Raw genomic sequence first — 14,069 nt, forward strand, 5'->3', positions numbered from 1 at the left:
ATCCCCCGCGCAGCTCAGGGCGCCGCCAGGGGCTCCAACAGCTCGGTACTCCCGGTGATGACGGCCGCGTTCGGCCGGCCCCACACCTGCCGGTAGATCGCGTCCGCCGGGCCCGCGACCGTGACGTCACCGGCGGCCCGATCGAAGCTGATCTCCGGGGGCATTCCCGACGACAAGCGCACCGACCAGTCGCGATCCACATCCGTCGCGTGCAGCGCGACGATCCCCGAGAAGGCAGAAGAACTCCAGTCCCGCTGCGCGGGCACCATTCCCACGATCAGCTCGTCGATGCCGTCGACGGCGAGCTCCGGATCGAACACCACCGGCGGCTCGTCCACCAGCGCGTGCTCCGCGTCCAGCCGGTGGATGGCCGCCTCGTGCGCCTGCCGCCGCGCCCACGAGCCCGCCACCTGCGGATACGCCTTGAACGGCAGCCACGCGGGCGCCTTCGGATCGGCCAGGCCCGCGAGCATCCTCGACAGCTGCTCGTCCCACCACGGCAGCAGCTCGGCCCAGTCGGCAGGCGGCCGCTCCGGCGTCACGTCCTGCCCGCTCGGATCCGCCAGCGCCGCGTTGACCCACGAGTGCACGCGACCGATGTGCGAGACCAGCCTGCTAACGGTCCACTTCGGACAGGTGGGCACGACGGCGTCCGGCCCGGCCCGCACCGCCGCCGAGCGCAGGGCTTCGCTCTGGTTCCGGATCGTCGTCAGGTAGTCGTCGTGCCGCACACCGCGAGCGTATCCGCCGGAGGACCTCCAGCACAGCCACCATGAGCAGGCCCAATGCGAACGACAGCAGCAGCCCCTTGCCCGGCTCGTCCGCGAAACTCGCCCCGCCGACACACCCGATCGCGACGCTGTAGACCGCCCAGATCCCGCTGCCGAGCAGGTCGAGGGACGCGAACCGGAGCCACGGCACGCCCATGCTGCCGGTCGCCAGCCCGCTCGCCACGCGACCGCCGGGCAGGTAACGCGCGGCGACGATCAACAGCGCGTTGTGCCTGTCGACCTGCGTGCGCGCCCACTCGTAGCGCGCCGCGCCGCGCTCGCCCCGCTGCAGGCGGGCCAGCATCCGCGGCCCGGCGCGCCGGCCGATCCAGTGCGACAGGCAGTCCCCGGCCAGCGCACCACCGGCGGCCACCGCGGCCAGCAGCGCGAGCCGCGGCAGGTCCGGCCCCAGCAGCACCGCGACCGTCACCACCGTCGTCTCGCTCGGCATGAACGGCAGGAGCGCGTCCAGCGCCGCGACGGCGAACACGATCAGCCACAGCCAAGGCGAGGACAGGGTGCCCCGCAGCAGCTCGCCGGCGCCGTTCAGCAGCTCAAACATGGGCGGCCCGCCGGACGGCCGCCTCGGCACGTGCGGCCAGCTCCCGCCGGTCGCCGTCCGGCTCGAACGCCGGGTGCGCCTCCACCCGCACCTGCACGTCGCTTGCCCGCACCACCCGCCGCAACGACGCCAGCAGCGTGTCCTCGCCGACGAAGGCGGCCACGGTGCTCGGCTCGGCGCCCTGCCGGTACTCGAAGGTCACCGGGCGGATGGGCGCGGCCGCGTCGATCGCCGCCTGGAAGGCCGCGCGGCGAAACGTCCCGCTCCCGCAGCGGCCGCACCACGTCGTTCCCTCGGGGAACACCACGACCGAATGCCCGGAGCGCAACGTGTCCGCGAGCCCGGCGACGACCTCGGGCAACCCCCGCAGCTCGTCGCGGTCGATGAACCGGCTGCCGCACCGCCGCGCGAGCGAGCTGACCACCGGCCAGCGGCCGACCTCGCGCTTCGCCAGGAACGCCGTCGGCTCGACGGCCAGTGCGGCCACGACGTCCAGCCACGAGACGTGGTTCGCGACGATCAGCGTGCCGCGGCCGGGTACGCCCAGCCGGTCGGTGTCGCTGGCCAAGTCGACCCCCAGGTCCGTCAGCAGTCGCCGGGCCCTCGAACGGAGGTCCCCGCCCCGCGTCAGCGCGGAAGCCACGTCCCGCCACCGCCGCACAGCTCGCATTGTGGTCACCTCAGGTCGCGACGAGATGACGCAGCGCGGTGTACAGGGTGAACAGACGGCCCACGCGTTCACCTGACGTCTCCGAAGAAGTAACGCCGGTACCGGTCGCCGACCTGGTCGAACGACAGCAGCGTGAAGAAGTCGGCGACCGCGAACTCCGGGTCGTGCGCGGGCGGCCCGCACACCCACGCGCCCAGGCGGAGGTAACCGCGCAGGAGCGGGGGCACGTGGGCGTAGCTGGGGCGTTCGGCGTTGCGGGGCAACGGAACCCACGGCCTTCGCGGGTCGACGCGCAGCTCCGCCGGGGCGAGGTGCCGCGCCCGCGTGAGCTCCCACGTGTTCGCGGCCGCGGTGCCCCCGTCGGCCAGCGACACCGAGGCGCAGCCGGCGAGGTGCCGGTATCCCGCCGCGGAGACGTAGCGGCCCATGGTCGTCCACATCAGGTTGATCACCGCACCCGTGCGGTGTGCCGGATGTACGCACGACCGGCCGATCTCGACCAGTTCGGGGCGCAGCGGCGCCAGCGCGTCGAGGTGGAATTCCCCTTGGGAATAAAGGCGTTCGCTGCGTCCGGGCAGCAGGAGCCGGTAGGTGCCGACCACCTCGCCGTCGTGCAGCACGGCCAGGTGCTCGCAGATCTCGTCGAACTCGTCGCGGTCCGCGGTCGCGCCGAACTCGGTGGAGAACACCTGCTGCCGCAGGTCCTGGCAGGCGGCCACGAGCGCCGGATCCGTGGTCACGAGCGCTTCGTACCGGGTGTCGATGAGCGTCGTCATGCGCAGATCGTGGCGCCGCCCGACGACCGCCTACCAGGGGTTTCGGGCTATATCGGGGGAATCTCCGGGTTCGCCCGTACCGGTTGCCCTGCGGGAAGGGTGGGGTTGTCCCCCTTCACAGCGGCGCGACGGTGTGCCACGGGACGGTCAGCTCGCCCAGCCGCCAGCGTTTCGGCCCGTCGAGCACCGGCCAGCCACGGGTCACGAGCATACGCACGGTTTCGAGCCAGCGGAAGCGCGCGCCGAACGCCTGGTGCGGTGCGGCCGCCGCCCAGCAACTGTCCAAAAGCGACAGCAACTCGTGTACCGGTTCGCCGGGAACGTTGCGGTGGATCAACGCCTTCGGCAGTCGTTCGGCCACTGTGGACGGACGGTCGAGCGTGCCGAGCTTGACCGACAGCGTGAGGCTCAGCGGGCCGTCCTCGGACAGCGTCACCCACGAGCACAGCCTGCCGATCTCGTCGCACGTGCCCTCGACGAGCAGCCCGCCGGGCGCCAGCCGGCTCTGGATCACCTTCCACGCGCCGGGCACCTCGTCCTCGGCGTACTGACGCAGGACGTTGAACGCCCGCACGACCACCGGTGCGGTGCCGGCCAGCTCGAACCCGCCCTGCCGGAAGTCCAGCCACGGCGGTTCGGCGGACGGCAGGGCGGCGGCGACGCGCTCGGGATCGAGTTCGAGGCCCAGCACCCGCACGCGCGGATGAACGGCCCGCAGCCGGTGCGCCAGCTCGACCGTCGTGACGCCGTACGCCCCGTACCCGAGGTCGACCACCAGCGGGTTCGCCGCGTGGCGCAGCAGGGCGGACACGCGTGGCGAAGCGGTGAGCCAGCGGTCGACCCGGCGCAGCCGGTTGGGGTTGGTGGTGCCTCGGGTGGGGTTGCCTAGGAGTTTGCCTGGAGCCACTGCGCCGAGAGCTCGACTTCACGCTTCAGCAGCTTGGTGATCTGATCCGCGACGAAGCCCTCCAGCTTGCCCCCGACCAGCGGGATGCGGATCTTCACCTCCCCGATCGCGTGCAGCAGGGTCCGGCCGCCCTCGGCGCTGAGCACGGTGCGGACGTTGATCTCGCCGGGCACGCCGCTCACCGTGCCCCTGGCCGTCCCGGTGTAACCGCCACCCGACCGGGTCCAGTTCTCCTGCCGGTCCACGGTCAGGTCCCCGCTGTGCAGGTTCCGCACGATCGAGGGCAGCTTGTCCGCGCCCACGCCCTGCCGCAGCGTGAAGCGCACGCCATCGGCCGTGGCGGTGTGGTCGAGCAGGGCCGCGTTCTGCCCGCCGACCTCGGCCAGCCGGGCCCGCAGCGCGGGCTCGCTGGTCTGCGCGGCGAACACCTCGTCGACGCCTTGCGAGAACTCGGCGCGGTGCTCGATACGGGATGCCATGACCCGAGACAGTACCGTTTGGTCCCGTGACCCGAGTCGAAACCCGCACCGTCCTGGCCGAGCACACGACGCTGCGCCTCGGCGGCCCCGCCCGCGAGCTCGTCGTCGCCGAGACCGCGGAAGACCTGGTCGCCGCGGTGCGCGCCGCCGGCGACCGCGTGCTGCTGCTGGGCGGCGGCTCGAACCTCGTGATCGGCGACGACGGGTTCGACGGCACGGTCGTGAAGATCGCGACGCGGGGCTGGCGGCTCGACGGCGCCGAGGTCGAGGTGGCCGCCGGGCAGAACTGGGACGAGTTCGTCGCGGGGGTGGTGGAGGCCGGGTTCGGCGGGCTGGAGTGCCTGTCCGGCATCCCCGGTTCGGTCGGGGCGACGCCCATCCAGAACGTCGGCGCGTACGGCTGCGAGGTGGCCGACCTGCTCACGTCCGTCGAGTGCTACGACCGCCGCACCGGCGAGGTGCGCACGATGACCGCGGCCGACCTCGGCTTCGCCTACCGCACGAGCGTGCTCAAGGGCACCGACACCGGGATCGTGCTCAGCGTGCGGTTCGCCCTGCGCGAGGACGGCCTGTCCGCGCCGATCCGCTACGCCGAGCTGGCCCGCAAGCTCGGTGTCGAGCTGGGCGTGCGGGTTCCCGCGGCGCAGGCACGTGCGGCCGTGCTGGAGCTGCGCCGCGGCAAGGGCATGGTGCTGGACCCGGTGGACCAGGACACGTGGAGCGCGGGCTCGTTCTTCACCAACCCGATCGTCGCCGAGGACGTGCTGGCGGACGTCGAGATGCCGCGCTACCCGGCCGAGGGCGGCGTGAAGCTGTCCGCGGCTTGGCTGATCGAGCACGCGGGCTTCGGCAAGGGCTACCCCGGCCCCGGCGGCCGCGTGTCGCTGTCGTCGAAGCACACGCTCGCGCTGACCAACCGCGGCGGTGCCACCACCGCCGACCTGCTTGCGCTGGCCCGCGAGGTGCGGGACGGGGTCCGGGCGAAGTTCGGCGTGACCCTCCACCCGGAGCCCCTGCTGATCAACTGCTCACTCTGAGCGGTACGAGCGCGTCCCGTCGAGCTGCGCCCGCGGCTTGAGCACGATCGAGTCGAGGTTCACGTGCGACGGCCGGGTCGCGGCGAACGCGATCACCTCCGCCACGTCCTGCGCGGTCAGCGGGGTGAGCCCGCGGTAGACGGCGGCCGCGCGGTCGGTGTCGCCGTCGAACCGGTTGGCCGAGAAGTCCGTCTCGACCATGCCCGGGATGATCTCCGTGAACCGCACCGGCTCGCCCAGGTGCTCCGAGCGCAGCGTCCGGTGCAGGGCGGACTGCGCGTGCTTCGCCGACGTGTAGCCGGAACCGCCGTCGTACACCTCGTGCCCGGCGATCGACGTGACAGTGATCACGTGCCCGTCACCGGAGCCGACGAGCTTCGGCAGCAGCGCCTTCGTCATCCGCAGCGTGCCGAGGACGTTGGCCTCCCACATCCAGCGCCAGTGGTCCTCGTCCGCGTCGACCACGCGCTCCAGGCCACGGGCACCGCCCGCGTTGTTGACCAGGACGTGGCACTCCGGGACGGCCTCGACGAAAGCGGCGACCGACGCGGGGTCGGTGACGTCCAGCTGGTGCGCGGTCCCGGACACGTCCGCGGCCACCTTCTCCAGGCGGTCGAGGCGGCGGGCACCGAGCACGACGGAGAAACCGGCCTCGGCCAGCGCGCGGGCGGTGGCCTCGCCGATCCCCGCGCTGGCCCCGGTGACGACTGCGGTTCGTTCGCTCATGCCGCCCATACTTCCAGTCCGCCCGCCGGCCCGATTGCCCGTTCGGGAAGATGACGGGGGTCCTCCGGTGTTGCGTTGAGGGGCGGGCCCTCCGCTTCGTTGCGGACAGGACACAACGGGAGTGAACCAGGGTGACGATCTCGCTGCGCGCAGCTCGGCGGAACACGATCTGGCCGCGCAGGGTCGCGGTGCTGTCCGTGCACACCTCACCGCTGGAGCAACCGGGGACCGGGGACGCGGGCGGCATGAACGTCTACATCGCGCAGACCGCCGCCGAGATGGCGAAGCGCGGCATCTCCGTCGAGGTCTTCACGCGGGCCACGTCGTCCGATCAGCCGCCGGTCGCGGAGCTGGCGCCGGGGGTGCTCGTGCGACACGTTCCGGCGGGCCCGTTCGAACCGCTGGGCCGCGACGAGCTGCCCGCGCAGCTGTGCGCGTTCACGTCGGGTGTACTGCGCGCGGAGGCGTTCCACGAGCCCGGCTACTACGACGTGATCCACTCGCACTACTGGCTGTCCGGCCAGGTCGGCTGGCTCGCCCGCGACCGGTGGGGCGTGCCGCTCGTGCACACCGCACACACGCTGGCCAAGGTCAAGAACGCCGCGCTCGCGGAGGGGGACAAGCCGGAGCCGCGGACGCGGGTGTTCGGCGAGGAGCAGGTGGTCGCCGAGGCGGACTGTCTGGTGGCGAACACGCCCGTCGAGGCGCGGCAGCTGGTGAGCCTCTACGCCGCCGACCCGCGCGCGGTGCACACCGTCGCGCCGGGGGTGGACCTGGGCCGCTTCACGCCCGGTTCCCAGGCCGCGGCACGCGAGCGGTTCGGCCTGCCTCGGGACGCGGTCGTGCTGGCGTTCGCCGGGCGGATCCAACCCCTGAAGGCGCCCGACGTGCTGTTGCGCGCCGCCGCGCGCCTGCTCGAACGCCGCCCGGGGCTGCGGGACAGGCTCGTGGTGCTGGTGGTCGGCGGACCGTCCGGAACCGGGCTGGCACAGCCGCAGGCGCTCAAGGAACTGGCGGCGACGCTGGGCATCCAGGAGCAGACACGGTTCCTGCCGCCGCAGCCTGGCGAGCGGCTCGCCGAGGTTTACCGCGCCGCCGACGTGGTAGCAGTGCCCAGCTACAACGAGTCGTTCGGGCTGGTCGCGCTGGAGGCGCAGGCCTGCGGGACGCCCGTGGTCGCCGCCGAGGTGGGCGGGCTGCCGGTCGCCGTGGCGCACGGGGTGTCGGGGCTGCTGGTGCCCTCGCACTCGGCGCCGGACTGGGCGGCCGCGCTGGCGAGTGTCGCGCTGCGGCCGGACCGGCGTGCCGAGCTGGCGGCCAACGCCGTGGAGCACGCGCGGCGGTTCTCGTGGCAGCGCACCACGGCAGCGCTGCTGGACACCTACGCCGCGGCGGCCCACTCGTTCCGAAACGCACTACGGCCGGAGGTTGCGGTTTGAGCATCGACCAGGTGATCCAGTCCACCTTGGACAAGGCGGAGCTGAAGTACGACCGGAAGGCGGAGGGCCGGTACTTCGTCACGCTGCCGGGCACGAAGAAGCTGCAGACGAACTGCTGGCTGATCGTGCGGGAGCACGCCTTCGCGGTCGAGGCGTTCGTGTGCCGCCGCCCGGACGAGGCCCACGAGGAGGTGTACCGCTTCCTGTTGCGCCGCAACGCGAAGCTTTACGGCGTCCACTACACGGTGGACGCACTGGGCGACATCTACCTGGTGGGCAAGCTCAACAAGGACACGCTCACCGAGGACGAGCTGGACAAACTCCTTGGGCAGGTCCTGGAAGCCGCGGACGGCGACTTCAACACGATCCTGGAGATCGGCTTCGCCACGAGCATCAAACGCGAATGGGACTGGCGAGTGAGCCGAGGCGAGTCCCTGGCCAACCTACAAGCCTTCAAGCACCTGGTAGAACCAGCACAACCCCACCAACCGGGCACTCTCACCGACTGACCGGAACCAAACAACCCCAACGCAACCACGCGGGATGGGGGTCCAGGGGGCTTGCCCCCTGGCGGGGGTCTGGGGGTTCGACCCCCAGGAAGGATGAGTGATCGCCGAAGAAGGCGAGCGCGCAGCGCGAGCATGCTTCGGGGAGGCGGGACGGCTCGAGGGAGGGGGAGTCGCGAACTCGAGCCGCCCCGCTGACGCTCCCGCCGCTGTGGACCCGGTGGCGAGGGGGAGTGCCAACGGGGCCGGCGGGGCCGCAGCTCGGCAGGGGGGAGACGAGCTGCGGTCGTACCCCGGTCCGCTGGGGAGTGCGTGGAATCCAGCGGAGCGGGACGTAAGTCAACTTGTCAGATGTCGACGGGTAATCACAAGACTACTGGATACTCCATTCGAGTGAAATTTATAACGTCTGTTAACACAGCGCAGTGAGTGTCACTTTCCGCGCCGGTCCTGACGGCCCCCTCCTGCGGGCGAGTGATCGCGTTACCGGGTAGTAACGCACTGTGCGTAGACCCGCCACCACCCTGCCCGGAGCCGCTCGCCGTGGCGCATTAGATTCGGGGCATGGCCGAACTTGGGACGTTGGTGCTGCTCCGGCACGGGCAGAGCACGTGGAACGCGGAGAACCTGTTCACCGGCTGGGTCGACGTGCCCCTGTCGGAGGCGGGGCAGGCGGAGGCCCGCAAGGGCGGGGAGTTGCTGGCCGAGGCGGGGCTGCTGCCGGACGTGGTGCACACGTCGCTGCTGCGCCGGGCGATCTCGACCGCGAACATCGCGCTCGACGTCGCCGACCGGCACTGGATCGAGGTGCGGCGCGACTGGCGGCTCAACGAGCGGCACTACGGCGCGCTGCAGGGCAAGAACAAGAAGCAGGTCCGCGACGAGTTCGGCGAGGACCAGTTCATGCTGTGGCGCCGCTCGTACGACGTGCCGCCGCCGCCCATCGAGCGGGGCAGCGAGTTCAGCCAGGACGCCGACGCGCGCTACGCCGGCCTCGGTGACCAGGCGCCGCTGACGGAGTGCCTGAAGGACGTCGTGGCGCGGCTGCTGCCGTACTGGGAATCGGCGATCGTGCCGGACCTGCGCGCCGGGAAGACCGTGCTGGTCGCCGCGCACGGCAACTCGCTGCGGGCGCTGGTCAAGCACCTCGACGGCATCTCGGACGAGGCCATCGCGGGGCTCAACATTCCGACCGGCATCCCGCTGCGCTACGACCTCACGGCCGACCTGAAGCCCGTCACCCCGGGCGGCACGTACCTCGACCCGGCCGCGGCGGAGGAAGCCGCCGCCGCGGTGGCGAACCAGGGCCGCTGACGCATCCGGGGGTGGGAGCGGGGCTCGACCGGCTCCGCTCTCACGCCCGCGGGGCTGGGGCGGCGCGGGCCGGTGACTTGACCCCGCCTGCTTCGGCCCGCGCGGCTGGGGTTCGGCGCGAGGCCGTCGCTCGCCCCGCCTGCTTCGGTCCGCCGGGCGAGGCTCGACGAGGGCTGAGCCTCCGAGCCGGGGGCGCCAGCCGCCAGATGTGGCTCGGTGCCGCTCGTCGCCCCGGGCATCGGCGCCGCCATCTCCGCCGCGCCCGCCACTCCGGGCTACACCAGCCCCAGCTCCCGGGCCCGCACGCCGGCCTGGAACCGTGACTCCGCGCCGAGCGCGTTCATCAGCTCCGCCACCCGGCGCCGGTACGTGCGCAGGCCCAGGCCGAGCGTCCGGGCCGCTGACTCGTCCTTGCAGCCCGACGCCAGCATGTCCAGTATCCGCGGCGCCAGTGCCCGCACCTCGGCGAACTGCATCTCGAACACCGCCAGCTCGGTCGCCGTGCGCCAGGCCGCGTCGAACAGTGACGTCACGCTCCGCACGACCTCCGGGCGCGTCACCACGCTGTAGCTGCGCTCCCCGCTTGCCCGGTCACCGGCCAGTATCGCCGCCCGGTCGTCGAAGATGATCGTCTCGTTGATCTCCGCCGGGGTGATCCGCACCTGCACGCCCAGCTGCGCCCGCTCCCGCACGTGCTGCGTCTGCACCGGGTCGAGGAGCACGCCGGGCCGGTAGAGCTTGCGGATCGAACCGGCCCCGACCGGCGCGTGCTTCGCGTGCCGGGTCACGGCCCACGTGTGCAGGTCGTCCGCCGCGCAGGCGAGCGACCCGGCCGACTCGAACAGGTGCGCCGCGCGTGCCAACAGCTCGGCCTCGCCCCGTACCACCGCCACGTCCATGCCTCCAGTTTGGCAGCAAACTGCCAACTGGCGGCGTGGCTCGCGACCGCTGCGCAAGCTGGCCTCATGACGACAGAAACGATCACCGCCGCCGCGGCGGGCACCTGGACCCTCGGCGACCGCACCGTCAACCGGATCGGCTTCGGCGCGATGCGCCTGGCGTCCGACCGCGAGCAGTCCATCGCCGTGCTGCGCCGTGCCGTCGAGCTCGGCGTGAACCACATCGACACCGCCGCGTTCTACTTCTCCCCGTTGCTCTCGGCCAACGAGCTGATCAACTCCGCGCTGTACCCGTACCCCGAGGACCTGGTGCTCACCACCAAAGTCGGCCCCGGCCGGGACCCGTCCGGCGAGTTCCACTTCGCGCGCCCCGAGCAGCTGCGCGGCCAGGTCGAGGAGAACCTGCGCCAGCTCGGCCGCGACCACCTCGACGTCGTGAACCTGCGCCTCGGCGACAACCTCGACCGCGGCACCGGCTCCCTCGCCGACCACTTCGGCGCGCTCGCGGAACTGCGCGAGGCGGGCCTGATCCGGCACCTCGGCATCTCGAACGTCAGCGCGGAACACCTGGCGGAGGCGCAGGCGATCGCGCCCGTGGTGTGCGTGCAGAACATGTACGGCCTCTCCGCCCGGCGCGAGGACGACGAGCTGCTGCGGCTGTGCGGCGAGCAGGGCATCGCGTTCGTGCCGTTCTTCGCGATCACCCACGGGCAGGAGGACCCCGCGGTCGAGGCCGTCGCCGCCGCGCACGGCGCGACGCCCGCCCAGGTCCGGCTCGCCTGGACCCTCCACCAGGGGCCACAGGTGCTCGCCATCCCCGGCACGGGCAACCCGGAGCACCTCGAAGAGAACATCGGGGCGGGCGCGCTGCGTCTGTCCGAAGAGGAACTGCGCCAGCTGGACCCGATCCGGTGAATCACGGTGGAGCGGCGGTCCCGTGAACACGGCCTGAACCAGCGGCCAACAGTTTCCGTGAAGGTGTCACAGGCGTCACGACAAGGCCGTCAAGACTAGGTCAAATGGTCAGCTTCGTGCTTACGATTCAGCCGTGAGCGTGACTGCCGCACTCGCCCTGGCCGTCGGCTGCCTGTTGGTCGGCGGAATCGCTGGTTCCCTGGTCAGCCGGGCGCGGCGGCGCCGGGACGACCGCCGCCCCACCGGCCCCACCGTGGCCGAGCTGCTGCTCCGCCTCGTGCGGTCGTCCCACAACGGCGTGCTCGTCCTCAACCGCTTCGGCGACATGGTCCTGCACAACGACCGGTCCGAGGTGCTCGGGCTCGTCCGCGACAACCGCGCCGATCCCCGCGCCCGCAAGGCGGCGGAGCAGGTCATCGAGACCGACGAGCCCCTCGAGGTCGACCTTTCGCCGCTCGAAGCGCGGGGCCGCCAGCCGGAGGCCGTCGTCGGGCACGTCCGCCCGCTCGGCGACGGCTTCACCGTCGTCGAGGCGGTGGACCACTCCGAAGCCGCCCGCCTGGAAATGGTGCGCCGCGACTTCGTGGCCAACGTCAGCCACGAGCTGAAAACGCCGGTCGGCGCGATCGCGCTGCTCGCCGAGGCCGTGCTGGACGCGGCGGAGGACACCGAGGAGGTGCGCCGCTTCGGCGGCAAGATCCTGCACGAGTCCACGCGGCTGGGCAGGCTCGTCACCGAGCTGATCGCGTTGTCGCGCCTGCAGGGCGCCGAGCGGCTGCCCGACCTGAACGTGGTCGAGGTGGACGCCGTCGTGCGCGAGGCGCTCGGCCGCACCTCGATGTCCGCCGAGTCGGCCGACATCGATGTCACCGCCGACGCCCCGAGCGGTCTGCTCATCGAAGGCGACCGGACACTGCTGGTCACGGCCCTGTCCAACCTGCTGGAGAACGCCGTCGCGTACTCCCCGCCCGGTAGCCCCGTCTCGGTCAGCAGGCGGCAGGTGGACGGCATGGTCGAGATCGCGGTCACCGACCGCGGCATCGGCATCGCCGAGGAGGACCAGCAGCGTGTCTTCGAGCGCTTCTACCGCGCCGACAAGGCCCGCTCGCGCGCGACGGGCGGCACGGGGCTCGGGCTCGCGATCGTCAAGCACGTCGCCGCCAACCACGGTGGCGAGGTCAAGCTGTGGAGCATGCCGGGGACGGGTTCGACGTTCACCCTCCGGCTGCCCGCGTACCAGGGCGCGTCGTCGAACGGCGGCGCGGCCGACAAGAACCCCGAGCGCCTACCCCGGCTCGTGGGAACCAGCCAGGAACAGGGAGGAAAGCAGTGACGAGGGTGCTCATCGTCGAGGACGAGGAGTCGTTCGCCGACCCGTTGGCCTTCCTGCTGCGCAAGGAAGGCTTCACCGCCGCGGTGGCCACCACCGGCCAGCAGGCCCTGGAGGAGTTCGACCGCAACGGTGCCGACATCGTGCTGCTGGACCTCATGCTGCCCGGCATGAGCGGCACCGACGTCTGCAAGCAGCTGCGGCAGCGCTCCGCGGTGCCGGTGATCATGGTGACCGCACGCGACAGCGAGATCGACAAGGTGGTCGGCCTGGAGCTGGGCGCCGACGACTACGTGACGAAGCCGTACTCGGCGCGCGAGCTGATCGCCCGCGTGCGCGCCGTGCTGCGCCGCGGCGGCGAGAACGGCGCCGAGGGCGAGCTGGCGCCGCCGGTGCTGGCCGCGGGCCCGGTGCGGATGGACGTCGAGCGGCACGTGGTGACCGTCGACGGCGGCGAGGTCTCGCTGCCGCTCAAGGAGTTCGACCTGCTGGAGTACCTGCTGCGCAACGTCGGCCGGGTGCTCACGCGCGGGCAGCTGATCGACCGGGTGTGGGGCGCGGACTACGTGGGCGACACGAAGACCCTGGACGTGCACGTCAAGCGGCTGCGGTCGAAGATCGAGCCCGACCCGGGCTCGCCGCGCCACCTCGTGACGGTGCGCGGTCTTGGTTACAAGTTCGAGACTTAAGCCTTCTTCCGGGTACGGTAGGGCTTTGTGCGCCTAGGGGTACTCGACGTGGGGTCCAACACCGTGCATCTGCTGGTGGTGGACGCCCATCGTGGTGCCCACCCGACGCCCATGCACTCGGAGAAGATCGTCCTGCGGCTCGCCGAGCAGATCACCAAGCACGGTGAGCTGAGCAAGGCGGGCGCGCAGGGCCTGGTCGACGCCGTCGCGACGGCGAAGAAGTCGGCCGCCGAGCTGGGCTGCGAGGAGGTCATGGCGTTCGCGACGTCGGCCGTGCGCGAGGCGACCAACTCGGCGAAGGTGCTGCGCAAGGTCCGCGACGAGACGGGCATCGAGCTGAGAGCGCTTTCCGGGCCCGACGAGGCGCGGGTGACGTTCCTCGCGGTGCGCCGCTGGTTCGGCTGGTCGGCCGGGCAGCTGCTGGTGCTCGACATCGGCGGCGGCTCGCTCGAAGTGGCGATGGGCATGGACGAGGAGCCGGTGCTCGCGGAGTCGCTGCCGCTGGGCGCGGGCCGCACGACGCGGACCCGGTTCTCGCACGACCCGCCCAGCCGCTCGGAGCTCGTCGAGACCTCGGCGTGGCTCGACGAGCAGCTCGCGCCGCTCGCCCGCAAGGTCGCCGACCTCGGCGAACCGGACCGCGTGGTGGCCACGTCGAAGACCTTCCGCTCGCTGGCCAGGCTGGCCGGAGCGGCTCCCTCCGCCGCGGGCCCGCGGGTACGCCGTACCCTGTCCGACACCGCACTGCGGCAGCTCATCGCCTTCATCTCCCGGATGACGGCGGCCGACCTCGCCGAGCTGGAAGGCGTCAGCGCGAGCCGGGCCCACCAGCTGGTGGGCGGCGCGCTCGTGGCGCAGGCCGCGATGCGGGCGCTGTCGGTGCACGAGCTGGAGATCTGCCCGTGGGCTCTGCGAGAGGGGCTGATCCTGCGGCGACTGGACCGTTCGAACGGTACGGACGACACTGCACCGGACGCGTGGCGCAGTTCGTCGCGCGAACGGACCGGTGACAGCACCCCGGTGGACGGGAGTGCGCGTTGAGGGCACGGT

At 72.0% G+C, this 14,069-nt stretch carries 16 protein-coding genes; 8 read left to right on the top strand and 8 right to left on the bottom strand.

Features of this window, described 5'->3' with window-relative positions:
- Positions 1-14: 14 nt before the first annotated feature.
- The 6 genes from FHX82_RS03200 to FHX82_RS03225 all read right to left on the bottom strand — a co-directional run bounded on the left by FHX82_RS03200 (position 15) and on the right by FHX82_RS03225 (position 4,164).
- Complete coding sequence (locus tag FHX82_RS03200; protein ID WP_311733246.1) at positions 15-731, bottom strand: maleylpyruvate isomerase family mycothiol-dependent enzyme; 717 nt, start codon at positions 729-731, stop codon at positions 15-17.
- Positions 616-1,332, bottom strand: coding sequence for a DedA family protein (locus tag FHX82_RS03205; protein ID WP_145933172.1), 717 nt, complete (start codon positions 1,330-1,332; stop codon positions 616-618). Before FHX82_RS03205 ends, FHX82_RS03200 begins: the two co-directional genes overlap by 116 nt.
- Positions 1,325-2,002: a lysophospholipid acyltransferase family protein gene (locus tag FHX82_RS03210; protein ID WP_183176450.1), complete on the bottom strand. Its 678-nt coding sequence runs from the start codon at positions 2,000-2,002 to the stop codon at positions 1,325-1,327. The genes FHX82_RS03205 and FHX82_RS03210 overlap by 8 nt, the downstream gene beginning before the upstream one ends.
- A 68-nt stretch (positions 2,003-2,070) precedes the next feature.
- Complete coding sequence (locus tag FHX82_RS03215) at positions 2,071-2,778, bottom strand: GNAT family N-acetyltransferase (protein WP_145933104.1); 708 nt, start codon at positions 2,776-2,778, stop codon at positions 2,071-2,073.
- Between the two features lie 115 nt (positions 2,779-2,893).
- Complete coding sequence (locus tag FHX82_RS03220; protein WP_145933105.1) at positions 2,894-3,685, bottom strand: class I SAM-dependent methyltransferase; 792 nt, start codon at positions 3,683-3,685, stop codon at positions 2,894-2,896.
- Positions 3,664-4,164: a DUF2505 domain-containing protein gene (locus FHX82_RS03225; RefSeq protein ID WP_145933106.1), complete on the bottom strand. Its 501-nt coding sequence runs from the start codon at positions 4,162-4,164 to the stop codon at positions 3,664-3,666. Before FHX82_RS03225 ends, FHX82_RS03220 begins: the two co-directional genes overlap by 22 nt.
- Positions 4,165-4,190: 26 nt before the next feature.
- On the opposite strand from FHX82_RS03225, the gene FHX82_RS03230 reads away from it, so the two are divergent.
- A complete protein-coding gene (locus FHX82_RS03230; protein WP_145933107.1) occupies positions 4,191-5,201 on the top strand; it encodes a UDP-N-acetylmuramate dehydrogenase in 1,011 nt (336 codons plus the stop codon).
- On the opposite strand, the gene FHX82_RS03235 is transcribed toward FHX82_RS03230, so the two are convergent.
- Positions 5,193-5,927 (bottom strand): SDR family oxidoreductase, encoded by a 735-nt coding sequence (locus FHX82_RS03235; protein ID WP_145933108.1) that lies wholly within the window; start codon positions 5,925-5,927, stop codon positions 5,193-5,195. The genes FHX82_RS03230 and FHX82_RS03235 overlap by 9 nt on opposite strands.
- Positions 5,928-6,058: 131 nt before the next feature.
- Here FHX82_RS03235 and mshA point away from each other — a divergent pair, with 131 nt between their 5' ends.
- The 3 genes from mshA (at position 6,059) to FHX82_RS03250 (ending at position 9,186) form a co-directional block, all read left to right on the top strand.
- The gene (mshA, locus tag FHX82_RS03240) at positions 6,059-7,366 is read left to right on the top strand and encodes a D-inositol-3-phosphate glycosyltransferase (RefSeq protein WP_183176451.1); all 1,308 of its coding nucleotides are present in this window, start codon (positions 6,059-6,061) and stop codon (positions 7,364-7,366) included.
- Positions 7,363-7,875: a type III secretion system chaperone family protein gene (locus tag FHX82_RS03245; protein WP_145933109.1), complete on the top strand. Its 513-nt coding sequence runs from the start codon at positions 7,363-7,365 to the stop codon at positions 7,873-7,875. The genes mshA and FHX82_RS03245 overlap by 4 nt, the downstream gene beginning before the upstream one ends.
- 561 nt (positions 7,876-8,436) lie before the next feature.
- Positions 8,437-9,186 (top strand): phosphoglyceromutase, encoded by a 750-nt coding sequence (locus tag FHX82_RS03250; RefSeq protein WP_145933110.1) that lies wholly within the window; start codon positions 8,437-8,439, stop codon positions 9,184-9,186.
- A 275-nt stretch (positions 9,187-9,461) separates the two neighbouring features.
- Here the strand turns inward: FHX82_RS03250 and FHX82_RS03255 are convergent, their stop codons facing one another.
- The gene (locus FHX82_RS03255) at positions 9,462-10,085 is read right to left on the bottom strand and encodes a helix-turn-helix domain-containing protein (protein ID WP_145933111.1); all 624 of its coding nucleotides are present in this window, start codon (positions 10,083-10,085) and stop codon (positions 9,462-9,464) included.
- Positions 10,086-10,151: 66 nt separating this feature from the next.
- Here FHX82_RS03255 and FHX82_RS03260 point away from each other — a divergent pair, with 66 nt between their 5' ends.
- The 4 genes from FHX82_RS03260 (at position 10,152) to FHX82_RS03275 (ending at position 14,060) form a co-directional block, all read left to right on the top strand.
- The gene (locus FHX82_RS03260) at positions 10,152-11,000 is read left to right on the top strand and encodes an oxidoreductase (protein ID WP_145933112.1); all 849 of its coding nucleotides are present in this window, start codon (positions 10,152-10,154) and stop codon (positions 10,998-11,000) included.
- A gap of 139 nt (positions 11,001-11,139) precedes the next feature.
- Positions 11,140-12,333: a sensor histidine kinase gene (locus FHX82_RS03265; RefSeq protein ID WP_373308656.1), complete on the top strand. Its 1,194-nt coding sequence runs from the start codon at positions 11,140-11,142 to the stop codon at positions 12,331-12,333.
- Complete coding sequence (locus FHX82_RS03270) at positions 12,330-13,019, top strand: response regulator (protein ID WP_145933114.1); 690 nt, start codon at positions 12,330-12,332, stop codon at positions 13,017-13,019. The genes FHX82_RS03265 and FHX82_RS03270 overlap by 4 nt, the downstream gene beginning before the upstream one ends.
- 27 nt (positions 13,020-13,046) lie before the next feature.
- A complete protein-coding gene (locus FHX82_RS03275) occupies positions 13,047-14,060 on the top strand; it encodes a Ppx/GppA phosphatase family protein (RefSeq protein WP_145933115.1) in 1,014 nt (337 codons plus the stop codon).
- Positions 14,061-14,069 lie beyond the last annotated feature (9 nt).

Source organism: Amycolatopsis bartoniae, assembly GCF_014191255.1.
Lineage (GTDB): Bacteria > Actinomycetota > Actinomycetes > Mycobacteriales > Pseudonocardiaceae > Amycolatopsis_E > Amycolatopsis_E bartoniae.

Excerpts from the sequence above, each read along its gene's own strand:
- FHX82_RS03255 (WP_145933111.1), bottom strand. The coding sequence starts at position 10,085 with ATGGACGTGGCGGTGGTACGGGGCGAGGCCGAGCTGTTGGCACGCGCG.
- FHX82_RS03260 (WP_145933112.1), top strand. The coding sequence starts at position 10,152 with ATGACGACAGAAACGATCACCGCCGCCGCGGCGGGCACCTGGACCCTC.
- FHX82_RS03215 (WP_145933104.1), bottom strand. The coding sequence starts at position 2,778 with ATGACGACGCTCATCGACACCCGGTACGAAGCGCTCGTGACCACGGAT.
- FHX82_RS03210 (WP_183176450.1), bottom strand. The coding sequence starts at position 2,002 with ATGCGAGCTGTGCGGCGGTGGCGGGACGTGGCTTCCGCGCTGACGCGG.
- FHX82_RS03235 (WP_145933108.1), bottom strand. The coding sequence starts at position 5,927 with ATGAGCGAACGAACCGCAGTCGTCACCGGGGCCAGCGCGGGGATCGGC.
- FHX82_RS03250 (WP_145933110.1), top strand. The coding sequence starts at position 8,437 with ATGGCCGAACTTGGGACGTTGGTGCTGCTCCGGCACGGGCAGAGCACG.
- FHX82_RS03205 (WP_145933172.1), bottom strand. The coding sequence starts at position 1,332 with ATGTTTGAGCTGCTGAACGGCGCCGGCGAGCTGCTGCGGGGCACCCTG.
- FHX82_RS03225 (WP_145933106.1), bottom strand. The coding sequence starts at position 4,164 with ATGGCATCCCGTATCGAGCACCGCGCCGAGTTCTCGCAAGGCGTCGAC.